General features: G+C 70.5%; 22 protein-coding genes. 6 read left to right on the plus strand and 16 right to left on the minus strand.

What is annotated here, in order from left to right; translation table 11 throughout:
* Nucleotides 1-237: 237 nt before the first annotated feature.
* Together ACRYCC_RS13165 and ACRYCC_RS13170 are read left to right on the plus strand one after the other, a co-directional pair.
* Complete coding sequence (locus tag ACRYCC_RS13165; protein ID WP_433811685.1) at nucleotides 238-1,041, plus strand: hypothetical protein; 804 nt, start codon at nucleotides 238-240, stop codon at nucleotides 1,039-1,041.
* A 10-nt stretch (nucleotides 1,042-1,051) separates the two neighbouring features.
* Nucleotides 1,052-1,849, plus strand: a complete 798-nt coding sequence (locus ACRYCC_RS13170; RefSeq protein WP_433811687.1) for a hypothetical protein — start codon at nucleotides 1,052-1,054, stop codon at nucleotides 1,847-1,849.
* On the opposite strand, the gene ACRYCC_RS13175 is transcribed toward ACRYCC_RS13170, so the two are convergent.
* Nucleotides 1,767-2,489, minus strand: a complete 723-nt coding sequence (locus ACRYCC_RS13175) for a response regulator transcription factor (RefSeq protein WP_433811689.1) — start codon at nucleotides 2,487-2,489, stop codon at nucleotides 1,767-1,769. The genes ACRYCC_RS13170 and ACRYCC_RS13175 overlap by 83 nt on opposite strands.
* Before the next feature lie 65 nt (nucleotides 2,490-2,554).
* On the opposite strand from ACRYCC_RS13175, the gene ACRYCC_RS13180 reads away from it, so the two are divergent.
* Complete coding sequence (locus ACRYCC_RS13180) at nucleotides 2,555-3,475, plus strand: hypothetical protein (RefSeq protein ID WP_433811691.1); 921 nt, start codon at nucleotides 2,555-2,557, stop codon at nucleotides 3,473-3,475.
* An 89-nt stretch (nucleotides 3,476-3,564) separates the two neighbouring features.
* On the opposite strand, the gene ACRYCC_RS13185 is transcribed toward ACRYCC_RS13180, so the two are convergent.
* Complete coding sequence (locus ACRYCC_RS13185; RefSeq protein WP_433811693.1) at nucleotides 3,565-5,076, minus strand: J domain-containing protein; 1,512 nt, start codon at nucleotides 5,074-5,076, stop codon at nucleotides 3,565-3,567.
* Nucleotides 5,077-5,225: 149 nt separating this feature from the next.
* On the opposite strand from ACRYCC_RS13185, the gene ACRYCC_RS13190 reads away from it, so the two are divergent.
* Nucleotides 5,226-5,585 carry a response regulator gene (locus ACRYCC_RS13190; RefSeq protein ID WP_433811695.1) on the plus strand — a complete coding sequence of 120 codons (360 nt, stop codon included), beginning with the start codon at nucleotides 5,226-5,228 and terminating at the stop codon, nucleotides 5,583-5,585.
* Between the two features lie 106 nt (nucleotides 5,586-5,691).
* On the opposite strand, the gene ACRYCC_RS13195 is transcribed toward ACRYCC_RS13190, so the two are convergent.
* Nucleotides 5,692-6,033, minus strand: a complete 342-nt coding sequence (locus ACRYCC_RS13195) for a hypothetical protein (RefSeq protein ID WP_433811696.1) — start codon at nucleotides 6,031-6,033, stop codon at nucleotides 5,692-5,694.
* Between the two features lie 113 nt (nucleotides 6,034-6,146).
* Entirely contained in the window at nucleotides 6,147-8,285 is a 2,139-nt protein-coding gene (locus ACRYCC_RS13200; RefSeq protein WP_433811697.1) for an ATP-binding protein, read from the minus strand.
* Between the two features lie 375 nt (nucleotides 8,286-8,660).
* On the opposite strand from ACRYCC_RS13200, the gene ACRYCC_RS13205 reads away from it, so the two are divergent.
* Together ACRYCC_RS13205 and ACRYCC_RS13210 are read left to right on the plus strand one after the other, a co-directional pair.
* The gene (locus ACRYCC_RS13205; protein ID WP_433811699.1) at nucleotides 8,661-9,137 is read left to right on the plus strand and encodes a DUF4262 domain-containing protein; all 477 of its coding nucleotides are present in this window, start codon (nucleotides 8,661-8,663) and stop codon (nucleotides 9,135-9,137) included.
* 250 nt (nucleotides 9,138-9,387) lie between these two features.
* Nucleotides 9,388-9,864 carry a DUF4262 domain-containing protein gene (locus ACRYCC_RS13210; protein WP_433811701.1) on the plus strand — a complete coding sequence of 159 codons (477 nt, stop codon included), beginning with the start codon at nucleotides 9,388-9,390 and terminating at the stop codon, nucleotides 9,862-9,864.
* A gap of 264 nt (nucleotides 9,865-10,128) precedes the next feature.
* Here the strand turns inward: ACRYCC_RS13210 and ACRYCC_RS13215 are convergent, their stop codons facing one another.
* The 12 genes from ACRYCC_RS13215 to ACRYCC_RS13270 form a co-directional block, all read right to left on the minus strand.
* Nucleotides 10,129-11,562 carry a hypothetical protein gene (locus ACRYCC_RS13215; RefSeq protein ID WP_433811703.1) on the minus strand — a complete coding sequence of 478 codons (1,434 nt, stop codon included), beginning with the start codon at nucleotides 11,560-11,562 and terminating at the stop codon, nucleotides 10,129-10,131.
* 241 nt (nucleotides 11,563-11,803) lie between these two features.
* On the minus strand, nucleotides 11,804-12,706 hold the full coding sequence (locus ACRYCC_RS13220; protein ID WP_433811705.1) for a hypothetical protein: 903 nt from the start codon (nucleotides 12,704-12,706) through the stop codon (nucleotides 11,804-11,806).
* A 305-nt stretch (nucleotides 12,707-13,011) separates the two neighbouring features.
* Nucleotides 13,012-13,962: a hypothetical protein gene (locus ACRYCC_RS13225; RefSeq protein ID WP_433811707.1), complete on the minus strand. Its 951-nt coding sequence runs from the start codon at nucleotides 13,960-13,962 to the stop codon at nucleotides 13,012-13,014.
* Nucleotides 13,963-14,354: 392 nt separating this feature from the next.
* Complete coding sequence (locus tag ACRYCC_RS13230) at nucleotides 14,355-15,491, minus strand: hypothetical protein (RefSeq protein ID WP_433811708.1); 1,137 nt, start codon at nucleotides 15,489-15,491, stop codon at nucleotides 14,355-14,357.
* Nucleotides 15,492-15,700: 209 nt separating this feature from the next.
* The gene (locus tag ACRYCC_RS13235; RefSeq protein WP_433811710.1) at nucleotides 15,701-16,651 is read right to left on the minus strand and encodes an EamA family transporter; all 951 of its coding nucleotides are present in this window, start codon (nucleotides 16,649-16,651) and stop codon (nucleotides 15,701-15,703) included.
* 200 nt (nucleotides 16,652-16,851) lie between these two features.
* Entirely contained in the window at nucleotides 16,852-17,262 is a 411-nt protein-coding gene (locus ACRYCC_RS13240) for a hypothetical protein (RefSeq protein ID WP_433811712.1), read from the minus strand.
* A gap of 169 nt (nucleotides 17,263-17,431) precedes the next feature.
* Nucleotides 17,432-18,766 carry a hypothetical protein gene (locus ACRYCC_RS13245; protein ID WP_433811713.1) on the minus strand — a complete coding sequence of 445 codons (1,335 nt, stop codon included), beginning with the start codon at nucleotides 18,764-18,766 and terminating at the stop codon, nucleotides 17,432-17,434.
* A 320-nt stretch (nucleotides 18,767-19,086) separates the two neighbouring features.
* Entirely contained in the window at nucleotides 19,087-20,028 is a 942-nt protein-coding gene (locus ACRYCC_RS13250; protein ID WP_433811714.1) for an EamA family transporter, read from the minus strand.
* Nucleotides 20,029-20,534: 506 nt separating this feature from the next.
* The gene (locus ACRYCC_RS13255; RefSeq protein WP_433812168.1) at nucleotides 20,535-21,455 is read right to left on the minus strand and encodes an ABC transporter ATP-binding protein; all 921 of its coding nucleotides are present in this window, start codon (nucleotides 21,453-21,455) and stop codon (nucleotides 20,535-20,537) included.
* Between the two features lie 2 nt (nucleotides 21,456-21,457).
* Complete coding sequence (locus tag ACRYCC_RS13260) at nucleotides 21,458-22,219, minus strand: ABC transporter ATP-binding protein (protein WP_433811716.1); 762 nt, start codon at nucleotides 22,217-22,219, stop codon at nucleotides 21,458-21,460.
* Nucleotides 22,216-23,271: an ABC transporter permease gene (locus tag ACRYCC_RS13265; protein WP_433811718.1), complete on the minus strand. Its 1,056-nt coding sequence runs from the start codon at nucleotides 23,269-23,271 to the stop codon at nucleotides 22,216-22,218. The genes ACRYCC_RS13260 and ACRYCC_RS13265 overlap by 4 nt, the downstream gene beginning before the upstream one ends.
* Nucleotides 23,268-24,284 (minus strand): ABC transporter permease, encoded by a 1,017-nt coding sequence (locus tag ACRYCC_RS13270; RefSeq protein WP_433811720.1) that lies wholly within the window; start codon nucleotides 24,282-24,284, stop codon nucleotides 23,268-23,270. Before ACRYCC_RS13270 ends, ACRYCC_RS13265 begins: the two co-directional genes overlap by 4 nt.

Below are 24,284 nucleotides of genomic sequence, written 5' to 3' on the forward strand. Positions count from 1 at the left end.
GGCCTGCCGGGCCCTGAGGGAGTCTCGGCGGCGGAGGCCTCCGTTGACATAAAATTGACATGACGTCGGCTTTCTGTTGCGGTGAAGGAGATCAGACGGTGTCCTGCTGATGCGAACTTCAGTGGAACCGCCGGCCGGTTCGCTTCTGTAAGTTGCCGATTCGCCGGTGCCCGGACGTTCAGTAGAGAATGGGAAGCGGTGCGGCGGCTGCTCGCCAGCAACGAGAGGAATGGGCCAGTGCGAACGATCCTGAGTGATCTCGGCCTCGAGTCACCGCTCGTCGGCATGGCGGTGACCGCGCATATCAAGTCGAGTGGTCGCGACGGGCTCATGTGCACGGTCTACGACGCGGCCACCGGGCAGGGCCGCGAAGCGGTGCTGCCGCGTGCCGACGCCTACAACCTTCCCGAGGGCGTCGCGCCGCCCAGGCTGAAGGCGGGCGACACCGTCATCGCGCTGGTCGTCGGCGTGAGCAGCGTGGTGCCCGACGCCGCCGCCCCGGACGCGGCGCAGGCGGGCACCGAACGCCTGATGCTGTCGGCCACCACCCCGGAGCTGGTCGAACGGATCCTGTCGGGGTTCGTGGACGAGATCCTCACCGGAGACGTCGTCATCAAGGGCGTCGCCCGGGTCCCCGGGGCCAAGACGAAGATCGCCGTCGCCCCCACCAGGCCGGGCGTCGAGGCGAAGGGCGCGTGCATCGGGCGCGGAGCGAGCCGCCTCAAGGGAGCCGAGAGCCTGCTCAACCGCAGCTTCGGCAGGGAGAAGCTCGAGATCATCGAGTACTCCAGCGACCGGGCGGCCTTCCTGGTCAACGCGATGAACCCGGTGCAGGTCACCGGTGTCCTGGTCGAGGGCGACAACGCGGTGGCGGCCGTCGAGACGCATCAGCTGTCCGGTGGCATCGGCGAGGGCGGCCTGAACGCTCAGCTCGCCGGCCGCCTGACCGGCCTGTACGTACGCGTGGTCAAGGGCGGCACCGACCTCCGGGCGGCGCTCACCAAGCTCCAAGCCGACCGGGCCGCCGCCGAGACCACCTGAGCGGTAGCCGATGCGACCCTTGGTCGTGCATTCGCGGGCGGGGCTCCCGCCGCGCGGTGTACAGGATCTGAACGGCGGGGACGGAGCGTCCCTGGACCAGGCGGCGCTGGTCACGGTCGGCCAGGCACTGACCTGGCAGTCGACCTTCAGCAGCGGCCCGGTCATGGCCGTCCCGCTGACCGGCGCCAGCGCGCTGGTGCTCGCCGACCGCCCTCGCGCCGGCGCCGAGCAGTGGCACGACAGGTTCGCCCGCGGCCTCGCGCACCGGATGGCGGGCGAGCTCACCATCGCGTCCGTGACCGCCGGCCTCCTGGGGGCCGCCGCCGCGGACACGGGCGACGCCGGGGAGGACGAGGAGCTGCTGGGCTCGGCGATCGACGGGCTCATGCGGCTGCTCGGCGACCTCGAGCGGGCGGAGGCCACGGCCGATCTCGGCCAGATCGTGGCCGACGCGGCACGGACCCACCTGGTGCTCCTCGGCAGGGTCACCGACCAGCAGATCTCCTGCCGTGAGCACGAGGACTTCGCGCTGCACACCGTGCGGTCGGTCTCCGGCGAGCTCCAGGGCGACGATCTGGAACGCGTTCGGGGCCGGATCGGGCTACCGTGGCCGGCCCGTACCGAGACCGGGCTCGGCCCGGACCTCGGGCTGGCCCGCTGGCGTGCCACCGTCGAGGCCCACGGTCACCAGATGTGGTGCCGTGTCGAGGACGGCCGCACGCTCGTCACCGAGCTCTGGTTGCGGAATCCGCCGCGGGACCGGCGGGCGGTGCCGAGGGCACGAGATAGCCGAAGCCGCTCTGGGTGACGATCAGCTCCTCGCCGAGCTTGCGGCGCAGCCGGGAGACGTGCTCGGCGAGCGTCCGCGAGGCCCGTCTGCTGCCCCACACGTGCAGCATGAGCTCGTCCTTGGAGACGGCCCGGCCCCGGTTGGCGACCAGGAACTCCAGGACGGCGTACTCCATGGGGGCCAGCCGCACGGGCACGCCGTTCTTGAACACCTGCCGCGCGGTGAAGTCCACCTCGATCGGTTTGATCTCGAGCAGGTTGCGCCGGACGGTCTCGGTGCGCGCGGCCGTGGCGGGCGTGCTGCGCCGCAGCACGGCCTGGATGCGGGCGAGCAGCACCTCGGGGTTGAACGGCTTGGCGATGTAGTCGTCGCTGCCGAGCCGCAGGCCGAGTGCCTGCTCGTGCGCCTCCGCCCGCGAGCTCAGCAGGATGAGCGGAGTGCTGTTGCCCTCCTCGCGCAGCAGGTGGACCAGCGAGAGCCCGTCGATGCCGGGCAGGTTGATGTCCAGCAGGACGATGTCGATGCCGCCGCGACGCAGCGTCTGATGCGCGAGCTCACCGGTGGGCACCGACTCCACCAGATGACCACGCTGCCGCAACAGCTTCGCGACGGCCTTGATGAGTCGCGGATCATCATCTACGACCAAGATCCGTGCCACGTTTGTATGGTAACGGCCCATAAATCTATGTAGGCGGATAAAACGGGTATTTGGGAGAGATCACAGTGCGCCGATGGGCTCTCTGCTGCGGGGTGACCCTGTCCCTGATCATGGTGGCGGGATTCGGGGTGGGCACCGCACCGTATTACCGCGTCGGCGCCGGCCCGGTGGTCCAGGTCGGCCCGGCGGCGGGTGGGCGCTGGTCCGTCACCACGGTGCGGGTCAGGGACACCACCTGGTTCCAGTGGGCGGCGGCGGAGCTCACCGGAGAGCGCCTGGTCCGGGCGGGCGGCGGCCCGGCGGTGGCGCAGCACGCGGCGATGGACGGCGCGCAGACCAGCGCGACGCTGGTCGCCGCTCAGCTGGCGGCGAGGCGCATCCCGGTCGGCGCCGCCGGGCTGCAGGTCACCGACGCCTCCGCGGGGCTGCAGCCGGGTGACATCGTGCTGGCCGCCGGGGACACCGTGGCCCTGACGCCGCTGCGCGCGGCGTCGGACCTGCCGGTGGCCGCCGGGCGCCCGGGGGAGTCCCTGAGCGTCCTGGTCGTGCCCAGGGCCGCCGACGGCTCGTGGGGCGCGGCCGAGACCAGGCGGGTGCCCGGCTCCCGGCTGGCGCTGCTGCACGCCGTGCCGGAGGTCTCCGCCGTCGCGTACCGCCTCGGGGAGATCGAGGGCTCGTCGGCCGGCCTCATCCTGGCGCTGGCCCGCCTCGACGCGCTCACCGAGGGGGACCTGACGGGCGGGCGCCGCATCGCCGGGACCGGTTCGATCAGCCTCGACGGCACCGTGACCACCGTGGGCGAGGTCGGCGTGAAGGTGAAGGCCGCGGCGTCGGAGGGCGCCGGTGTCTTCTTCGTGCCGGCTCTCGAACGCGACCAGGCCGTGCGCGCGGCCCGCGGCACCGCGACGTCCGTCGTCGCGGTCGGCTCGGTGGCCGAGGCGGTCAGATGGCTGTGCGCCCACGGTGGCCACGCGACGATCTGCTGACGTGCCGCCCGGTCACCGGAGCAGGGTGCGGCCCGACGAGCTCATGGACCTCGACCTCGGCGACATCTCACCCGACGACGTCAGGCGAGTCAGGCGTTCTCGGGGCGGCGGACGTGCGGCAGCAGCGCGGCGAACATCCGCCGGTGCACCACCGGCTCGGCCTCACTCAGCCATTGGAACAGTTGCCCGTACACGTCCGCCGGTGACCCGGCGAACGCGGCGCCCCGCGAAGCCCGCGCCGCCTCGAACCGGGCGGTCTGCTCCAGGCCGTCGGGCTGTACGTAGACGAATCCGCGGACCTGGACGCCGCGGGGCACGGCCGAGCGCATCGACTTCACCGCGCCGGTGATGCCGGTGTCACCGCCGGGAAAGCGCTGGCCGTCGGCGAGCAGCGCTCCGCGATCGGTCCACGTGTAGGTGGCGGCGGGCCAGCATCGCACCATGATCAGTGCGAGCCGGTTGTCGCGAAGGACGGCGTGGTCCACGTGACAGCGGGCCTGGCCCGGCAGCTGTGGCGGGATGAGGGAATGCACGATCCGGGTGCCCGGCAGGCTGTGCAGGCCTTCCAGGTGTTCCGCGCTGGCTTGGGCGTTCTGGCGGGCGGCCGCGCTGGTCAGACCTGCTCCGGGAACGTTGAAGATCTGGTAGCCGAGGGAGTCGGGGCCGACCAGGCTGTCGAGTTCGCGGCCTCGCCGGACGATGTACGGTCCGGCCGCGAGACCGGCGCCGGCCGTGAAGAGCCCGGTCAGCGCCAGGCAGAGCGCCCAGGAGTCGGTCCCCCCGGCGTCGAGGGCGGTGAGCACGGCGGTGAGTGCGAAGATCGCCACGCACACCGCCCATGGCCAGGTCCGTGAGCGCAGCGCGGCCTGGGTGGAGATGATCGGTGCCGCCACGACGGGCAGGAGCAGCAGCAGCCCGAGATTCAGCGGGAGCCCCGCGGGCCACAGCGCGTACACCGCCACCAGGCAGACCACGCACCAGATCGCCGCCGCCAGCACCAGGGTCCAGTGCGCACCGAACCGCGGGCGTACCCGGACGGCCGGCTCCGTGTCAGGGGCCGCGCCCGCCTTGCCCTTGGCTCCCGGCCTCACCTTCGTCCAGCGCGCCGCCTTCCTCCAGCGCGCCGCTTTGGTCCAGCGCGCCGCCTTGGTCCAGCGCGCCGCCCTCTTCCAGCGGCCCGCCTTCTTCGAGCGGCTCCCCTTCTTCCAGAGATCCTCCTGGGTCCAGGGGTCCCCCTTGGCCCACGGATCGGACGCCGGCGACTCTCCGGCGGCCGAGGCTCCGTCCGGTTCGCCCGGGGCCCCGGGCCGGGGTGGTCGCGGTCCCGGCGGGTCCGGGGGCGGTGGGCTCGGTGGCGGTGGGCTCGGCGGCGGAGGGCTCGGCGGTGACCAGGTGCCGCGGGCGTCGTACGCGGCGCGGGCCAGCGGGTCCTTCAGGGTCTCGTGCGCGGTCTTGACGAGGCGGAACAGGCCGGTGGTCCCGCTGGTGTCGGGATGCACGGCACGCATCGTCTTGCGATAGGCCCGCGTGATCTCTTCGGACGTCGCGGACCGCGCGATCCCGAGGATCTCGTAATAGTCGGGTTGCTCGTCGTTTCCCATGGGTCTCATTCGTCATCGGTCGCTCCCGTACACCGCCGCACGGGACCGGTTCATCTGTGAACCGTCCGTGGAACCGCCGCGGGTGCCCGACCGGGTTGGCAGGGATTGGTAGGTTCGCTGGCCGGAATACCAGCGGATCGGACGGTTTCATGCGTGTGCTGATCATCGACGATGACGCCGCGATCCGGCGGCTGCTCCGGATGATCGTGGAGGGCGAGGGTCACGAGGTGACGCTGGCCGGGGACGGCGCGGACGGTTGGCGTACGCTCACCGGGCCCCTGCCGCCGGACGTGCTGATCCTGGACCGGATGCTGCCGGACATGGACGGCGCCGATCTGCTGCGGCGGCTGCGTGAGGAGGAGCGCACCAGGGATCTGCCGGTGCTGCTGCTGACCGCCGCGGCACACCGGTCGGCCCGGCTGGACGACGGCGGGCCCACCCGCGTCGTGGCCAAGCCCTTCGACCTCGCCGAGTTCCGCGCGCTGCTCGCCGAACTCGCGGCCGGATGAGCAGAAGCCGGTCGGCGGGACGGGACCTGTCAGAAGATGGAGGGCCCGCGCTGCGGGCCCTCCAGGTGATGCTGATCTCGCTCGCGTGCCGCGGGCGGGATCGGTCTCAGCAGAGCGCTTGGAGGCGCTCCGCGAAGGTCCTCGCCTCGGCCACCGCCTGACCGGCGGTCAGCTCCCGCGCGACGCGCTCCAGCGCCTCGAACGAAAGCTCGATCGGACCATCGGCGTGCAGCCGAGCACGTCGGTCGGTCGACTTGTAGTAGAGGTAGACGACCTTGACACGGCCGTCCACGACCAGGGCAGACGCGCCCCAGCCCGGCTCCCCGTCCCACTGGCCTCCCTGGGTCTGCCAGAGGTCGCAGGTAGCGTACGAGCCTTGCTGGCGAGCGGGAAGGAGGTGCTCCCTCTCCAGCACCGCGGCAGAGGTGTGGCGGAATTCGAGTTCCACTTCGATACTCCTTCTTGTTTGTACGACCACTGCCCACGACTGTTCGGTGGACGGTGGGGAGGCGCAACCACGTTCTCGTGCTGATCCTCGGCGGCGGCAGGCCCGGGGGGCGGTCAGCCGGTGGCGAGGGGCAGCCACAGGCTCACCCGCAGGCCGCCCGAGGGGGCGGTCGCCAGCTCGATCCGGCCGTGCATGGCCGTCATCATCACGTTGGCGATGTGCAGGCCCATTCCCGAGCCGGGAAGGTGCTCCGCGGCGGAGCGGTAGTACGGCTTGAGGACCAGGCGCTGTTCCTCGGCGGGGATGCCGGGCCCCTCGTCGGCGATACTGATCACGCCGTAGCGGCCGTCACGTTCGCGTACGGTCAGGGTGATCTTGCCGGTGGGGGCGTACTTCTCGGCGTTGCCGAGCACCAGCATGATGCACTGCCGGAGCCGTACCGGATCCCCCGAGACGACGGTGCCGGCCGGTGCGTCGAGCTCCGCGCGCGCCGCCACGGACGGGATGCCCCGCAGGGTCCTGCGCAGCACCGAGGCGACGTCGACGGGTACGGCCCTCGTCGCCGGCGCGGCGGCGGGGTCGGCGTCGATGACGAGCACCATGTCGCCGATGACGTGCTGCATCATCTCCACGGCGTCGAGGATCGCCTCCAGGGATCCCGTGGTGGCCTCCTGGGCCGGCAGGCTCTCGCCGAGCAGCTGGGCGTGACCGCGGATGGCCGTCAGCGGGCCGTGCAGCTCGTGATGGACGGAGTTCAGCAGCAGGTGGCGCATGGATTCGAGCTGCCGCTGCGCCGACTCGTCCACGAACACCGCGGTGAGGAGCTCGCGCGCCGACGGATCGGCCGGAGTCGAGGATGAGACCTGTACCCACAGGGACCGGCCGGCGTGCGTGACCAGCCGTACGCTGCCGCGGGGCGAATCGGCGAGGCGCACCCGGGACTCCTCCTCGTCGTAGAGGAAGAACAGGTCGTCGTCGCGTTTCCCGAGGGCGTCCCGGGACGCGATGCCGGTCAGATGCGACATTGCCACGTTCCACACGGCGATCCTGCCCGCCGGATCGATGGCGAGGATCGCGACGTCGGAGTGGTCGATCACCGCGCTGAGCCGGGAGCGCTCCTGCTCCAGTGCGTGCGCCGACCGCTGGTTGGCCCAGAGCGCGCCCAGGGCCCGGGCGGTGCTGGTCAGTGCTCCGCCGAGGACACCGGAGGTCATCCGGGAGGCGTTGTACGAGCCGCCGCGCCGCGTCCAGCCGAGCAGCAGGTACCCGATGTCCCGGCCGTCCGGGGCGCGCAGCGGAGTGTGCACGCCGGCCCGCCAGCCCGCGGGCCGTACCCACCGCGGGATGAGCGCCGGCCGTCCGGCCCGGCCGAGGCCGGCGAAGGTCTGGTGGCCGGGCGGTGGCCGGTCGTGCACGGTGCAGCCGTCCGTGAGCGTCGCCAGCAGCCAGACCTCTCCGGCGGGCAGGCTCGTGTGCAGCCAGAGCTGGTCGGCGCGCAGGATGCGGCGCAGGTCCGTGCTGAAGGAGGTGAGGTCCGCGGCGGTCGTCATCCGCACGGCCATGACGTGCGGCAGCTCCAGCAGCTGCTGCGCGATGCCCAGCGCGCCGTCCTTGGCGAGGGCGTCGTCGGTCTCCAGGTAGTAGGCGAACAGGGCGAGCAGGGCGAGCAGCCCCCACAGCACCCGGCCCGTGTGCGCGGCCTGGAGGATGAGGACGGCGAACGCGACGGCACAGCCCGCCTCCGCCAGGCAGCTCCAGCCGCGCGCGTACGGTCCCGGCCGGCGTGCCGCGGGCGAGTCCGTCAGGCAGCCGATCAGCACGCCGGCGACGACGAGCGCCCCGACCTGCCACGTGCCGGGCGTCGTCGAGGGCAGGCCGCTCGCGGCGACCGGCAGACCCGCCGCGGCCAGGACGAGGGCGCCGCGGGCCGCGTCGGACACCGCCCTGCCCCAGGTCCGTCGCAGCAGGCCGTCCACCAGGAGGACGGCGACGACGCTCGCGGCGACCAGCACCGGCACCGGGACCAGGCAGTAGCCGATCGGCGTGACGAAGGCCATGACCGACACCGTCAGCTGACCGGTGGGCCCGTCCGATCGGGAGCGCCCGGCCCGGGCGAGCCCGAAGGCGGCCGTCAGCGTGGCCGCCGTCCACCAGTTGTCGGGGCGGGGGTCGTCGGTGAGGCTCCACGCGCCCGCGTACAGGCAGAGGGCTCCGGCCCACGTGCACAGGGTCAGCCGCGCGGACCGGCTCATGGCGCCGGCGGTCCGGCGCTGGGGAGGCCCATGAAGCCCTTTCACGAATTATGGCGGTTAACACGTGATAGTCGGCCGCAACCTACCACGAAGCCCCTTTTTTGCGTCGATTTGCTGGTCACACGGCTAATGCTGCGTTCGGCGCCGTACCGGCGGCGCCACGGGGGTGCCCGCCCCCCGCGAGCGGCGGTGGTCGTCGGCTCCGGTGATCGGGCGGGAGGGCGGCGACGACGGTGATGAGGCTTGGCCCTCCGGTGCACCGCCCGGACGGTCGTGTCCGTAAGTCCCTACAAACGAGAGGAGGGTGCGATGAGCCGACCCCGAAGGGCTTGCTCCTGCCTGATCTGTACGGGATCGCGCAGTGACGATCCGGTCGTGGACGGTCACGTTCCCACGATCATGGACGAGGGATGGACCGTGGTCGACAACGGCGACAGCGGACGCCCGTCCTGGTCGTACACGGTGGGCCTGTGGCACCACCAGGGCTGGCCCGAGCTGGTGATCTGCGGTATGGACAGTGACTGGCGGGCCACGTTGCTCGGCCAGGCGGTCCTGGCCATGGAGCACAAGCAGGGCTGGTCCGGCGACGTCGACCTTGAACTGGGGTTGCTGTTCATCAAGTTGACGGAGGTGGACCCCGGCTGGGGAGCCACTCGTCTGCTGGAACAGTCCGCCGCGTTCTACCGGAGCGATGTCCCCCCGCACTGTCAGCTGGTCTGGACCGATGCGGACGGGAACTTTCCAGGTGACAACGGCTTCGACGAGAAGCTCCTGGAGGCTCAGCCGGACCTCGCCGTGCCGTGGCCTGACCATCGGCCCGGCGTCTGGCCGCGGCTGGGGCACCGGCCGTAGTAGCGGTCCCCGCGGACTCCGGCCCGCGGGACCGTCAGGAGGCAGAAGGCACCTCGCGTGATGCGGGGTGCCTTTTCTCGTTGCCCGCACCCGGACCCGGTCCCTGTCCCGGTCCGGGGAGCTGGCGACCACCGAGGGCGCGTGGACGGTCCTCTCGGTAAGCCCCTACAAACAAGAGGAGAGCACGATGAACGCTGCTCGAAGGCCGTGTTCGTGTCTGATTCACCAGGGTCTGAAGACTGGTGACCAGGTGGTGGATCGTTTACTCGAGAAGGTTCGCGGCCACTTCTGGGCCATCAGCCACGAAGGCGGCGACGGTCTTCCGTCCTGGGCCCTCACCGTGGGCCTGTGGCACACCTTCGGTCTGCCGGAACTGCTGGTCTGCGGTCAGGACCGCCCCGGGCGGACCGCGACCCTCAGCCAGGCCCGCCTGGCTCTGGACTACGGCCTCCTCCAGGTCGGGCAGGTGGACCGGGAGGTGGCGTGGCCGCACGTCAAGGTCGGTCGTGTCGACGAGAGCTGGCATGGGACCGGCCTGATGCGGACTCCCTCCGTGTTCTACGCCGGAGCGCTCCCCGAATACCGGCAGCTCGTCTGGGCCGACGGACAGGGGATCTTCCCCGGCGAGGAGGGCCATGCCGGGACGCCCGGTGGCCAGCCGGACCTCGCCCTCCCGTGGGGTGACCACCCGGCCGGTGCCTGGCGGGATCTGGGCGGCCAGGCCTGACACGTCACGGACGGGCCTCCGTCCGTGACCGTTCGGAACCATGGGGTGCCTCGTCGACCGGCGAGGCACCCTTTTCCTGCCGATGGGCACAAACACAAAGTGTGTCCCGGCACGTGACGGCGTGAAGCCGCCCCGTGCCGGGACACCGGAGCTCACCCCGCGCGGTCGTTGTGACGACCACGCGGGGCAGGTCGTGCCCGAACGGGAGCGGCGTGGAGCCGCCCCCGCCCGGACACTGGTGGTCTACCCCGCGAAGCCGTTAGGCTACACGGCGTAGAGCGACGGGAGCAGGCCGGCGAGGTCGAACCTTTCGCCGTCCCGCATCGTCCTGAGTCGCGTCACTTCCCTGTCCCTGAGGGTGACGGTCTCCATCTCTGTGGGATGGCTGACCCTCACGCCGCTCGGGTTGTGGAAGATGACGTCCCTGCCCGGATCCTGCCGGTACATCACACCCGTGGAGGGGATGATCTTCCCGTAGGGGAACAGGGCGACCGCTCCGTGGAACTCCAGGCCCCAACGCTTGGCGATCACCGGAGTGAACGCGTCCACGGAAGCCTGGATGGTGCTCTCGACGTAGTCGTTGATCGAGATCACCGGGCCGTTCTGACTTGCTCTGAGAACGGCGGCCGTGTAGGAGGCTCCGCAGAGCTCCTGCACAGTCTGGAGGTAGGGCGTCAAGGGCTTCCGTTGGAGGTGAACCTCCGGACGGAGGGCCGGTGACAGCAGCGCGTCCCAGATGGGGTCCCCCTGGTTGCGCATGACATCGACCAGGTCCTGAAGGTTGACCTCGCGCTTGAACCGGCGTCTGATCCTCCCGCGGAGGATCTCGCCGACCGGCGCGAGCTCGTCCTTCTCGACGATCTTGATCTTCTTGTACCGGTTGCCCAGCATTTCCTGGAGCAACTGGCGGAAGAAGGCCCTGTCCATGGCGTTGCGCTCATCGTCCTGGTCGAACCAGGCGATGGACGCATCCCGCGAGATCTTCTTGGCCTGAGCGTAGCGCAGGATGTACGTGTAGTACTCCTCGCGCGGAACGTTCAGGTTGATCGTAAAGCGGGTCTCTCCCGGCGAGCGGGAGATCACCTTTGCGATCGCGCAAGCCGACCGCCACGCGTTCTCCAACTCGTAGAACACGAGATCCGGGACGAACCCGGCGGAGAGCAGGCGGCTGACGGTGTGCTCGTCCGCGCCGTGTGAGCCGAGCTGGAAGGGCGCCCTACCCCGTCGGAAGAGGCCCAGTCGCGTTTCCGCGACCGTGCCCTGGTTGGAGCCCAGGCATCCTCCGGTCACGATGGTGACGTGGGCCGGCCTCGTTGCGAAGGCCTGCTCCACATCGCCGTGAACGGCGAAGTGCTCCTGGGCAGCGCCCGTCCCGAGGCCCGTGAAGGCCGACTGGACGTAGCGCTTGTCCTCCCTACTGCGGAGTTCGTACATCACGCTGGGCGACACCGCGACGTTCCGCAGGCCGAGACCCTGGATCAGGGCCTCCAGCCTTCGGGCGTTCTTGGTCGCACCGCCCCCCTCGCCGTACAGGACACCGTCGTGGGTGCCGCTGATCGGCTCGGGCGAGTAGAGCCAGTCCCGAGTGATCTGGACCGGCTCACCCGCCAGGAAGTGGGGGGTGACGCGGGAGGTGTTGGGCCCGTCGGGGTCCAACTCCGTCGACCAGCGGATGATTCCGCTGTTCTTCGATGACATGAGCCACCTTTCTCGGTTGTGCGCGCCACGGCTCTTGCCGGGGCGACCCGGTTCCGAGAACCAGGCAGAGGTGACCGTGCGGAACCTGGACGCGACCGCAACATGAGGGGTCTTGGGAACGTGCCAAAAACGAGGTCTTACGAGGTCACGCGGTTGTCGGACGCGCCGCGCAGCCCGTGCCGGGCATGCGAAAACGGCGGGGAGGATCGCTCCTCCCCGCCGTGATTGGTTGTGGCGCCGTTCAGCGCCGTGTCGGACGTACGGCCCAGCCGGCGGACGCCGCCATGCAGACCAGGATGATCCCGGCCACGTTCAGCGGGGTCATCCACTGGGCCAGGCCGAACAGCTCGGCCGTGGTGGCCAGCACCGGTGCGAGCACCGGCACGGAGCGCACCATCGCCGAACTGGTCGGCTGTGACCGGGCCTTGCGCAGGTGCGCCAGGAGCGTGATCAGGCACACCCACAGCAGGCCGGTGACGAAGGCGAACCCGGCCAGCAGCAGGGTCGCCCAGGTCGGGTCATGCGCGGTCAGGACCGGCACCGCCAGGACCGTCAGGGCCATCCAGCCGAAGGCCGGGAAGGCACTGTCGTGCCCGGCGCGTGCCTTGCGCCTCGCGATCTCGGTGAGGATCGAGATGCAGATACCGCACAGGGACGCGCTCGCCACACCCTCGCTGCCGAGAACGTGGTGCCACGGGTCGCTGAGCAGGAGCACGCCCATTCCGATCAGCAGGAGGACCGCGAACCGGAGCAGGCTGGAGTCGTGCTCGGCGGGCACGGAGTACCAGAACCAGTAGATCGTGCAACCGGCCAGCGCCAGCGCGATTCCGTAGCCGAACGGCAGCCTGTGGCCGATCACGAACGTGGTGGCCATGGCGACCGCGATGGAGATGCGGAGGACGGCCGTCCGTGCCACGGGAGTGCCGGCGCCCACCGACGCCTCCGGCTTCGAGGTGAGCAGGAGCAGCACGGTGCCGCCGATGGTCTGCAGAGCCACCACCATCAACGGCGCGGGCCCGATCAGCCCCGCCGCTGCCGCCGCGATGAACTGCGCGGTGATGAGCACGCCGAGTACGACGACGAAGGCGAGGACGGTGAGGCCGAGGCTGAAGGATCGCCCCGCCCTTCGGATGTTCTCTGGCATGACGCCAAGTTCCTTTCTCGTTTGTTTCGCGCGGACGTTGAGCCCGTGCGCGCCGGTTCCGAGAACCGGGCAGTGGTGACCGTGCCGAGTGGGGCGACCGAGGCAACGGAGGCGATCTGCGGTGAGCGACGGCACGAGGCCGCTACGACCGTGCCGATCTGGTGAGGCGGGCTGAATGGCCGGGGTAAGCGAATGTCCCGGTGGAACGGCATGGAGCCGTCCACCGGGACATCGTTGTCACGTCACGCAGCCTCGCGTCCCGGTAGACCGGCGGATGGCCGTTCTACCGGGACAGCGCCGTCACGTTACGTGATCTTCAGCCCCGCGACCGCGGTCGCACGGGGCAGCAACGTGGAGATCGTGCGGTGGAGCGGGTTCACCTGGAGCGCCCCAAGCCACCGCTGCGGTTCACCGCTGTCAACGGTGATCGCTCGGACCAGGTCCTGGGCGAGCACCAGCGTGTCGCCCGTAGGATCCGGGAAGCCCACCGCGATGGCCAGGCCGTCTCTTGCCGCCCCGGCCAGCGTGACGGCGTGGGCCGTCAGGATGAGCTCGTCCATGGTGCCGATCGTCCCCGGGAGGCCGGCCATTTCCCGGAGTTCCGGATCGAGCGCGTGCGTCCACACCGTGTTGGCGCTGTGGCGCATGACGCCGACCAGGTCGTCCAGGGACGGGACCCGATCCTTCCCGAGGGCCGTGGAGAGATGCCGGCCGGCGAGCAGGAGCTCGTCGTGGGCGGACACGCGGACGCGCCCGTGTCCGTCCCCCAGCATCTCGCGCAGGAGGTCGCGGAAGAAGTCCTCCGCGAAGAGGCTGCTCCGCGACACCAGCTCCACGTACGCGAGGTAGTCCTCGTGGGAGATGGCGCCCTGGTGCAGCCCGTCGATCATCCGAAGCCAGCGCTGTTGGCGCGGAATTCCGATGCGGATCGGGATCTTCCTCCGGCCGGCCGGCGCGCCGCTGAGAAGCACGGCGAGCGTGCTGGCGTTGAGCTGGATCTCCGCCAGTTCTTCGAGCGAGACCTTCGACCCTCCGGACGCCAGGTCGTCGAAGTCGGCCCCGAGGTTCACCCAGGGCACGAACGTGATGAGGTCCGAGCCGGCGCGGAACGCCAGGTCGACTTCGCCGCTGATCGCCCAGTGGCCGTGGTAGGAGCCGACTTTGACTCCGACGTACTCGGTGCCGCTGGAACGGTGGCGGATGAGTTCGTCCATGACCGAACCCTGGATGCCCAGGCCGCCGAGCAGGGCGTTCATCTGCCACCATGTCTGGCCCCAGGGGCCGGACGCGGTCAGCCCGCCGGACGGCTGGTGGATCCAGTCGGAGAGGATTCCCTCACGTGGACCGGTCCGCGGCCGGGGCGGGGTGGCGGTGGGGTTCCGTGGATCCCCACCCGGTAGGGGGCGAACGAGTTCGCCGCCATCTGATGACACAGTGCCGCCTTTCTGGGTTGTGATCCGCCCGCGCACTGCGCGCGGGCGGCCTGGCTCCGAGAACCAGGCAGGGGTGACCGTGTGAGGGCGGAGGCGTACGGCAAGCTCATGGGGTTGATCAGTGATCGCCGGGTGAGAGCGGAATGTCCCGGTGGGGCGGCGTGCGGCCGCCCCACCGGGACACGGTTCGTTCGGCCACGCGGCCGCCGGGGCGGCTACCTGGCGTAGATCTCCCGGAGCAGGCGGCCGAAAGGCACGCGAGTGTCAGAAAGATCCGGTTCGGTGACTCGAACCTGTAGGTCGTCGGGCTGCGCGGTGAGAAGGCCGGTGGCCGTCTCCAGTCCCAGAATCCTCGGGAACGGATGCATGGTCAGCACCCGGAACGGGAGGCTCTGCTGCAGCTCGTCGAACCCTGTGGGGAGTTCCGCCCCGCTGGGCGCATCCACCCGGATGACGGGGCCGCTGAGCGCGTCCCGTTCCAGGTCGGCCGTGCGGGCCGCCTCGATGAGGGTGGGTGCTGTGTGCGGCGATCCCTGGACCGGCTCCGGTGCGAAGGCGTGGAACGGACCGGGATGTTCGAGCAGTACCTCGTCGACCACTTCCCGTAGGGTCGGTACGCGACCCCGCGTGAGGTGCTGATAGAGACGCTGCCCGAGGTGAACGAGCCGGTCGCTCACGTAGACGCGAACCTCGGCGCCGTGGGAGTCCATCATCTCGTCGATGACGAGGCGATAGCGCTCTTCCACGAGCCGGGCACGTGCCACCACCTGGTCGAGCCGGCGGATGCATTCGTCCGGGGTGAGAGCGCCCCCCTGGGCCGCGTCCAGTACGCGCAGCATCGCCGGTACCGGAGACGTGTCGAGACGGATCTGCGGGCTGGGCAGGAGACCTCCCAGGCTGCGGACCAGGCTGACGGTTCCGTGGGCGAGCTGCTGGATCGTGGCCCATTCGTCGGGGGACAGCAGTGGCTCGGTGAACACCTCCGCGTTCGGCCACATGCCGGTGACGAAGGTGATGAATGCTCCGGGCCGCGAGGCCGGGTGCACGGCCGCATTCCCCATGGCCCAGTGCTGGAGGCCGTGGGCGAACGTGACTCCGGCATAGGCCCGGACAGCGGACCTGGTGTCGTAGACGACGTCGTCCCCGACCTCGGCCCTGGAGCCGATGGAGGCGAGCAGCGCCGCCAGGTCCTCGCGGACCTCGTCGGCGCCGGGCACGTCGGCGACCGGGCGGCCGTCCGGCGTGCGGGGGCGGTCATGGTGCAGGCCGTCAGGGAGGTCCTTGCCTCCCGGCGACCAGTGATGGAGTGCGAGGACGCCGCCGTCCGTCCTCGCTCGGTAGGGTCTGATCACTTTTCACCTCTTCCTGTTTTGTTCCGTCCGCGCACCGCGCGGGCGACCCGGTTCCGGGAACCGGGTACGAATGACCGTGTGGAGAGGGCGGCGGGCCGCAGGTCCGGCCGTGAGACCCCTGGGGAGTACCGGGAGCACCGGGCGGGGCCGGAAAGACGAACGGTGGGGAGGAATGATCCTCCCCACCGTCGGGTGGGTTGCGGCGCCTTTCAACGCCGCGCTGATGAGGTCTTGCCGCGACTCTCCGCCCGCGAGACACCGATTCCGGCCATGCAGACCAGCGCGATGCCGCACATTTCCAGGGCGGAAGGCTGCTGGGACAGCGCGATCAGCCCTATGAGGGAGCTGATCGCCGGTTCGAGGCCCAGCAGGACCCCGTTCGTGCTCTGCGAGATCCGTCGCAGAGCCGCGATCTGCAGGAGTTGCGGAACGCCGGACCCGGCGAAGCCGGACGCCATGGCCCAGACGAGCACGTGCGGGTTCGCCCAGTCGTCGTTCATGAAGATGAGCGCCGACGAGAACAGGACGATCGCACTGATCGTGGTGGCCGCGGCGACGACCTTCTCACCGTGGACGGCGTGCCGGGACACCTGCGTGATGTGCCCCATGATGATGAGGAAGTTGGCCCAGCAGGCGGCACTGACGAGTGCGAACAGCACACCCCAGCCGTCGATCTCCCCCTGCAACGGGTTGGTGAGAACGAACACTCCGCCCCCGGCCAGCAGTGGCCAGAGCAGAGCCGTGAGCCGTCGGGAACCGGTCCCGGCGCGGTACGACTTGACGGCCGCGACGCCGAGCGGGCCGAGGAACGACAGCGCGGCCGTGGTTCCCAGCGGCAGTTTCTGCGCCGCGTACAGGTACGAGGCGTTGGAGATCGCGTTGCCGATCGCGAGAGCGGCGACCATCAGCAGCAGCGCTGGGCCGAGGCCCTTGATCCGCGAGAGGACGTAGGAGATCTGCTCGCGCCTTCGCGTCAGGAACGCACCGAGGCGCGCGTACGCCCACTTCAGAGCGGGTCGGATGTGCCTCCGCCCCGTCCACAGCAGGAGGGAGAAGGCGCCGGCGCCGATGCTCAGGGCCGAGGCCATGAGCGGCGACACGTGATCGGACAGCAGAACCGCGAACGCGGCTCCGCCCTGTTGGCTGGTCAGCGCCAGCACGACCAGGAGAGGTCCGGATACCGAACCTTTCCTATCGGAATTCTTGTTTGTAGTCATGATCGGGACCGTGCCCGGGTGCCGGCCGTTCGGCAACCGGAAGCGCCGGCGTTCCTGGCCGAGACCGGTGGAGGCACGCGGGCCGAGCAAGAAACCGGCTCCCCACCCCGTCGGGGTCGAGAGCCGGTCGTGTGGCAGCGTGGCTATCCGTCCTCGGTCCAGGCGTCGACCCGGAGTCGCACCGAGACGGCACGCGTGTACTGGGGGAAGGTGAATTGGCCGTTGTAGCGGGCCGCTCCTTCGCTCCCGGTGATGGTGGCGCGCTCCGTCGCGGAGAGCTCAGGCACAGGCCCGGTCGCCCTGACCGCGATGACCAGGTGCTGCCTGTCGCCGCCCTCGTAGACGTCGAAGGCCCGCACGGTGAGGCTGCGCATGCCTTCGATCCGCACCACGGGGAACATCGCCATGACCAAGGCGATGGCCGCGTTGCCGTACTGCGACATTCCCCAGGACCTGAGAGTGGTGTCGAGAACGAGCCGGCTCATGGCCATCCGGTCCTCGTCGTGGTACGTCAGCTTCAGCCGCCGGCGTCCTTTGGTGAAAGCCCGATCCATCAGGCCTACTCCTCTCTGGTTTGTAGGTTGCGGGTCGTACCGTCCGCGTGGTCCGGGCCGGAACAAGGACACCGGGGGCCCAGGAACGAAGAATGTCCCGGCGGGAGCGGCATGAGCCGCCCCGCCGGGACACCGTCGTACGCCCTACGCAGCCGGCACCGGGGTGCGGCTACACGGGGTAGGTCGCGGCGAGCATGAAGTCGAAGGACCACAGACCGCCGCCGTTGTTGCGGAGGACCTGCCGGGTGCCGTCGCCGGCGCCCGGACCGCCGCCCGGGTGGTACGAAGCGGGATCGGCCCGCAGGTTCCCGAAGATCTTCGGGAGCGGGTACACCGCGACGACCCTGAAGAGGAGCTCAGGATCCCGGGCGTTGATGTGCAGGCCGTAGGCCTTGACGAAGGCCATCGTCCGTGCCGTGGGCTCGGGGGCGTCCACCGCGATGACCGCGCCGTCCGCCGCCGTGCTCATCAGCGTGACCATGCCGGCCATGTCGATCAGCCGGCTGACCGTGTCGATAGACCCGCCGAACTCGGGGCCGACGTCCCGCTGGACTCCGGAGTGCAGTGCCCAGCGCCAGAGCCGGCTGCCCCTGGACAAGGCCAGGAGCACGTTCTCCAACTGGGGAACGGACCCCTGCCGGAAGGCACCGTAGAGGTACCGCCCAGCGAGGTGCAGTTCGTGGTACGAAAGGACCTGATGGAAGTGCGAACCCAGCATCCGCTCCAGGAGCGTGGTGAAGTGCTGCTCCAGGAGGAGGCTGTGCGCCTTCACCCGGTCGAACCAGGCGAGGCACACCTCCGATGAGATGAGTCCCTGCTGTGCCGCGTCCAGCACGGCCAGCCAGTGTTGCTCGCACGGGATGTCGAGCCGGATCCGCGTGTTGCCGCGGACCCACTCCGGCCTGCCGAGGATCAGCTTGGCGATCGTGCTGGCGAGGCGTTGGACGGTCTCCAGCTCATCGAGCGAAAGACCCTGCTCCGCGTACGTCACGGAGATCACGCGTTCGCCCCGCTCGGCGAGTTGGGCCAGCATCTGCTCCGATGCCAGCTCGGCCAGCGGGAACGACCGCGTCGACGTGTGCGCGAGCATGTCGATCTTGGTGCTCAGGCTGGCGCCCGAGACCACGGTGAAGCCCGGGTCGGACCCGAGGGCCCAGCGGACATCACCTTCGATCGCCCAGTGGTCGCGGCCGGCACCGCACGTGATCCCGGCGTAGGCCAGGTCGATGCCGGAGGTGATCTCACGGATGAGATCTCCCGTGACCGAGGCGTCCTCCAACCCCAGGGCGCTGATCAGAGCATCCACCTTGTGCCAGGGAAGGCTCCCCAGGCGGTGGACATTCGATCCGCTCCGGAGGTCGTCGCGGTGCTCGTGGAGCCAGCCCGTGACGAACTCCGTCTCGCCGGACTTCAGCGACAGGGGGGACAGGACCGGGATGGCCGGGTCGAGCGGATGCCTCCCGACCACCAGATAGCGAATGGAATCGCCGTTGTCGGATGACACGATGTCACCTCTTCTCTTGGTTGTACGCGCCCGCGCGCTGCGCGCGGACGGCCCGGTTCCGAGAACCGGGCACCGATGACCGTGTGCCTGTCAACGTGGGCGGCAAGCGTGCACGGGCCACGATCAGGAGTCGTTCGGGGTGCCGGCCGGAGGCAGGTGGGAGATCACCTGGCGGCGGAGCGGGCATCACCCGCGCCGAAACGCGAGAAACGGCGGGGAGGAGTGATCCTCACCGCCGTCGGTCACCGCGGCACTCGACGTGCCGCGGCAGAAGGGCGGCGGGGGAGTGACCCCCCGCCGCGGTTGGGGACAGCGGGGGGTTACCTGCTGTCGTGTCGTACCGCGCCGATGGCGGCGACGGTGATGGTGATGATGCCGATCCCCTGGACGAGGGTCACCGGCTGGTGCAGGAACAGCAGGCCCAGGACGGCCCCGAGCACGGGGCTCAGGCACAGCAGGATCCCGTACACGCTGTCGGAGACGAACCGGCGGGCGGTCAGCTGCAGCAGCTGCGGGACGAACGTGGAGATCGCCGCGCAGATCAGCACGAGACCGACCGTGCCGGTGGCCCAGGCGGGCGCGAGGCCCTCGCCCATGAGGAGGGCCCAGATGAGGATCGCGGCCGCGCTGATGGCCGTGGCCGCCGCCGTGTAGATCTCTTCCTTGCCCTTGCGTATGTGGCTACGGGAGATCGGAAGAGACAGCGCCCGGCAGACTCCGGCGATCAGGCCGCAGACGATGCCGAACAGGTTGACGTCCCCGGTCCAGAACTCGGTGAGCACGGCGACGCCGGTGGCGGCCAGCAGCGGCCAGGCGAGTGCCTGAGCCCTGCCGGAGTCGCGTCGCCACCCCTCGATCACCGACACGATCAGCGGCGCCGAGTAGTAGAGGGCGTTGACCATACCGAGCGGGATGCTCGCCACGGCGTAGACGAACCCCACCTTCACCCCCACGTTGGTGAGGGCGAGAGCGAGGATCGACGCGGTCGTGGATCGCAGCGCCCGGTCGACGTGTCGCTTGATCTGGCGGAGGAAGTCCCTTACCGGGCTCCTGAGGCTCCAGAGCAGAAGCATGACCGCGCCTACGCCGGCCTCCAGGCCGGCGATGACCAGCGGCGGCAGGACGGTCAGCAGCCAGACGGAGACGACGCCTCCGCCGATGGCGCTCAACCGGCCGGCCAAAGTGAGGGCGGTGCCGAGAATCGGCCTCCGCCCGGATGTACCGCCCGGCTGGTGCCGGGGAACATATTTTTGGTTGGACATGAGAGAAACTCCTTGTGTGCATGGCGCGCACAAGGGGCATGGGTAGCTAGCCCGGCCCCTCGTCGCGCCTGTGAGGACAGGCGCAACTCCGAGAGCCGGGCGGCTCTTTTTTGTGGAGTTGTTGATCTCCACACTCGCAGGGGCTCGATCACAGCCGGTGAAGGCGATCGGAAGTTCTGGTGACGGCACCCTGTACAGAGCCATCGTCAGGTGGCCGCGCGGTGAACTCCGGGGGCGCGGTGGCAGACACCCCGGTGAGCTGGCTAAACTCGGCCGCGCGGAAGCCCCTCCTGGAAAGCGGCGGCCTCGCTAACCGTCGGCAGGGGCACGCGGAACGGCGGGAAGACCTCTTGTCCTTGTGGGAGGTCGGCCCGCCGCGTCCGCGGCGGCGGATGGACCTTCCCGACGGCGCAGGGCGGCCGGGCCTCTCCGGCCGGGACGGCGGACCACCCCGGCGGGTGACCGGGGCGGGTCCCACCGGCGCCGGGACCGCGCCCGGCGCGGGGTCAGCGGGGCGGCTCGGAGTCCTTCGTGGCCAGATGGCACGCGACGTCATGGCCGTCGGCGACGGGGAGCCGCTGGGGGTTCTCGGTGGCGCAGCGGTCGACGGCGATGGGGCAGCGATGGCGGAACGGGCAGCCGCTGGTCGCGGGGCGGGCGTCCGGGCGGTCGGTGTGCCGGTGCTCCTCGCCGATCTGCGGCACCGCGTCGCGCAACGCCATGGTGTACGGGTGCACGGGCGCGTTCAGCACGGTGTGGGCGGGTCCGGACTCGATGACCCGGCCGGCGAACAGCACGTGCACGGTGTCGCAGAGCCGTTCGACGATGGCCAGGTTGTGCGTGATGAGCAGGTAGCTGAGGCCGTGCTCGGCCCGCAGGTTGACCAGCAGGTCCAGGATGCGGGCCTGCACGGTGACGTCGAGTGCGCTGGTCGGCTCGTCCAGGATGAGCAGCTGCGGGTCGACGGCCAGCGCCCGGGCGATGATGACACGCTGGCGTTGCCCGCCGGAGAGCTGGTGCGGACGGCGGTCGGCCAGGCCGGGCTCCAGGCCGACGTCGTCGAGCAGGGCCGCCACGCTCGGGCCGATGGCGTCGCGCCCGCGCATCCGCAGCGCCTCGGTGATCGAGGTGCCGATGCGCATCCGCGGGTCGAGGGCCTCGCTGCCGTCCTGGAAGACCGGCTGTACCTGCGACCGGTAGCGGGCCCGGTCGGCCCGGGACAGGCGCCCGATCTCCGTGTCGCGGAACAGCACCCGGCCCTGCTCGGGCTTGACCAGGCCGAGCAGGGCCCGGGCGATGGTGGTCTTCCCGGAGCCGCTCTCGCCGATGAGCGCGACGCCGCCGGGCGTCTGCGGCAGTTCCAGGGTCACGTCGTCGACGACGGTGGTGCGGCCGTAGCTGACGGTGAGGCTCTCCGCGCGAAGCATGGTCACTTTCCGATCGTCGGGACGGCGTCGAGCAGTTCCCGGGTGTAGGCGGCGGACGGGGTGGTGAGCACGTCGGTGGCGGGTCCGGACTCCACCACCCGGCCGTCGCGCATCACGATGACCCGGCCGGCGATGTTGGACACGATGGCCAGGTCGTGCGAGACCAGGATCAGGGCGATGCCGTGCTCGTGTTGCAGCTGCGCGAGCAGGTCCATGACCGCGGCCTGCACGGTGACGTCGAGTGCGCTGGTCGGCTCGTCGGCGAGGATGACGTCGGCGCGCAGCGCGACCGCCAGGGCGATGGCGAAACGCTGTGCCTGGCCGCCGGAGATCTGGTGCGGATAGCGCCGCAGCAGGTCGGGGTCGAGCAGTACGCTGCGCAGCGCCTCGTCGGTCCGGCTGCGGGCCTCGGCGCCGCGTACGCCGTGCCGGGCGAGCGCGCGCCGCAGCAGCGTGCCGAGCCGCATCGTCGGGTTGAGGGAGGCCTGCGGGCTCTGGCTGATCAGCGCGATCGCGGAGCCGCGGATCCGGCAGAGCTGCCGCTCGCCGGCCTCCAGGACGTTCACCCCGCCGGTGACGATCCGGCCCGTCACCCGCAGGCCGTCGGTCAGCCCGAGCATCGCCTGCAGTGCCGTGGTCTTTCCCGAGCCGCTCTCGCCGACGATGGCCGCGCACTCGCCGCGACCGACCTCCAGCTCGTCGAGGGAGGCGAGCAGCCGGTCACCGGCGTACACCCTGAGGTTCTCCACTGTGAGCAGGCTCATCGGGTGATCTCCCGTCGGGGGTCGAGGGCGGCGCGCAGCCCCTCGCCGAGCACGTTGAAGCAGAACGCCGCAATCACGATGGCCAGGCCGGGGAAGGTGACGACCCACCAGTCTGTGGTGAACAGGCTCTGGCCCTGCTGGACCATCAGTCCCCACTCACTGGTGGGCTCCTGCGGCCCGAGCCCGAGGTAGGACAGGGCGGCGGCGGTGAGGATGACGCCACCGGCGTCCAGGGAGAGCTGGACCAGCACCGGGGTCAGCGAGTTGGGCAGCACGTGGCGGGTGACGATGCGTACCCGCGAGACCCCGAGGCACCGGGCGGCGTCGATGAAACCCCGGCCCCGGATGGAGGTGGCGGCGACCGCGGCCATCCGCGCGTACCAGGGCCACCACGCGGCCGTGATGGCGATGATGGCGCCCTGCATGCCGGGACGGAGCACGGTCACCAGCGCGACCGACAGCAGCAGCGCCGGGAAGGCGAGGAACACGTCGGTGATCCGCATGATCACGTCTTTGACGAGCCCGCCGGCGTACCCGGCGATGACCCCCAGCAGCACGCCGATGACGGCGGAGATGCTGAGCACGGCGAAGGCGATGGTCAGGGAGGTGCGCGCACCGTAGAGGACCCGGGTGAACACGTCCCGGCCGACCCCGTCGGTGCCGAACCAGTGGGTCCCGCTGGGCGGCAGGAGCGTCTGCAGCGGGTGCGTGGCGGTGGTGCCGTCGGCCGGGTACGGCGAGATCAGCGGAGCCGCGAGGGCGGCCAGCACGATCACGACGAGGACCACGGCGCCGCTCGCGGCCAGCAGGTCTGCCCGCGCCAGCCGTGCGAGGTGCTCGGTCCGCGCGATCCGGGCCAGCCGGTGCAGCGGCGTGCGCCGGTACGGCACGCCGCTCGCCTGCTCGCCGGTGGATTGCGGGACACGGTCGTCGGCGGCCATGAAGATGCTCCCGGCGCTCGCGGAGGTGTCCCCCGTGCCCGCGGAGTGGTTCCCGGCGGCCTGCACCGGCGTGCCGTGGGCGGTGTCGGGGCTGGTTTCGGGGGTGGTCATGAGAGCCTCACCCGGGGGTCGATGGCCGCCTGCGCGAGATCCACGAGCAGGTTGACCAGGACGTACGTCAGCGCGACGCCGATGGTCACGCCGGCGATGGCGGGAGTGTCGGAGGACCGGATGGAGTCCGCGGCGTACCGGCCCAGGCCCGGCCAGTCGAAGATGGATTCGACCAGGAAGGCGTTGACCAGGGAGAACGCGAACACCAGAGCGAGCAGTGCCAGCACCGGGCCGAAGGCCGGGCGCAGCGAGAACCTGGTCAGCACCTGCCAGCGGGAGAAGCCGAGCGCGCGTTCCAGCCGCGCGTGGTTCTGCGAGGACTCCTCGATGAGGGACGCCCGGGTCATCTGGGCGACGACGCCGATCGGGTAGGCGGCGATGGCGAGGGCGGGCAGCACCAGATGCCGCAGGGTGCTGCCGAGGACCGGCCAGTTCCCGGTGATCAGCGCGTCGAACGCGGTGATGTTGGTGTAGACGTGCAACGGGCTGGTCGAGTCGAGGTTCGAGTCGTACTCCCCGGCGACCGGCAGCCAGCCCAGCAGGGTGGCGAACACGTTCTGCGCGGCGAGCGCCAGCCAGAACACCGGGATCGACACGGCGAGCATCGAGCTGATGCGGACCGAGGCGTCGGTGGGACCGCGCTGGAAGTACGCGCCGATCATGCCGAGCGGCAGACCGACGAGCACGGCGATGATCATCGCGGTGCCGACCAGCTCGAGGGAGGCCGGGAACGCGGTCGAGATGTCGCTCAGCACGCTCTGATGGGTGCGCAGGCTGGTGCCCCAGTCGCCCTGGAACAGCGCGGTGAGGTAGTCGAGCAACTGGACCAGGAACGGCCGGTCGAGCGCGAGCTGCTCGCGTACCTCCGCCAGCTGGGCGGCGGAGGCCCGGGGGCCGGCGTAGGTGACCGCCGGATCCCCGGGTACCAACCGCATCACCACGAAGGTGAGCACGACGACCCCGGCCACCACGAGGGCGGCCTGGGCCAGTCGGCGAAGCAGGTAGCGGGCCAT

Origin of the sequence: Actinomadura scrupuli (assembly GCF_050971785.1) — a bacterium.
Classification (GTDB): Bacteria; Actinomycetota; Actinomycetes; order Streptosporangiales; family Streptosporangiaceae; genus Actinomadura_E; species Actinomadura_E scrupuli.

Coding starts and splice junctions, on each gene's coding strand:
- ACRYCC_RS13170 (WP_433811687.1), top strand. CDS start 1,052: ATGCGACCCTTGGTCGTGCATTCGCGGGCGGGGCTCCCGCCGCGCGGT.
- ACRYCC_RS13185 (WP_433811693.1), bottom strand. CDS start 5,076: ATGGGAAACGACGAGCAACCCGACTATTACGAGATCCTCGGGATCGCG.
- ACRYCC_RS13190 (WP_433811695.1), top strand. CDS start 5,226: ATGCGTGTGCTGATCATCGACGATGACGCCGCGATCCGGCGGCTGCTC.
- ACRYCC_RS13200 (WP_433811697.1), bottom strand. CDS start 8,285: ATGAGCCGGTCCGCGCGGCTGACCCTGTGCACGTGGGCCGGAGCCCTC.
- ACRYCC_RS13215 (WP_433811703.1), bottom strand. CDS start 11,562: ATGTCATCGAAGAACAGCGGAATCATCCGCTGGTCGACGGAGTTGGAC.
- ACRYCC_RS13220 (WP_433811705.1), bottom strand. CDS start 12,706: ATGCCAGAGAACATCCGAAGGGCGGGGCGATCCTTCAGCCTCGGCCTC.
- ACRYCC_RS13225 (WP_433811707.1), bottom strand. CDS start 13,962: ATGAACGCCCTGCTCGGCGGCCTGGGCATCCAGGGTTCGGTCATGGAC.
- ACRYCC_RS13240 (WP_433811712.1), bottom strand. CDS start 17,262: ATGGATCGGGCTTTCACCAAAGGACGCCGGCGGCTGAAGCTGACGTAC.
- ACRYCC_RS13250 (WP_433811714.1), bottom strand. CDS start 20,028: ATGTCCAACCAAAAATATGTTCCCCGGCACCAGCCGGGCGGTACATCC.
- ACRYCC_RS13255 (WP_433812168.1), bottom strand. CDS start 21,455: ATGCTTCGCGCGGAGAGCCTCACCGTCAGCTACGGCCGCACCACCGTC.
- ACRYCC_RS13260 (WP_433811716.1), bottom strand. CDS start 22,219: ATGAGCCTGCTCACAGTGGAGAACCTCAGGGTGTACGCCGGTGACCGG.
- ACRYCC_RS13265 (WP_433811718.1), bottom strand. CDS start 23,271: ATGACCACCCCCGAAACCAGCCCCGACACCGCCCACGGCACGCCGGTG.
- ACRYCC_RS13270 (WP_433811720.1), bottom strand. CDS start 24,284: ATGGCCCGCTACCTGCTTCGCCGACTGGCCCAGGCCGCCCTCGTGGTG.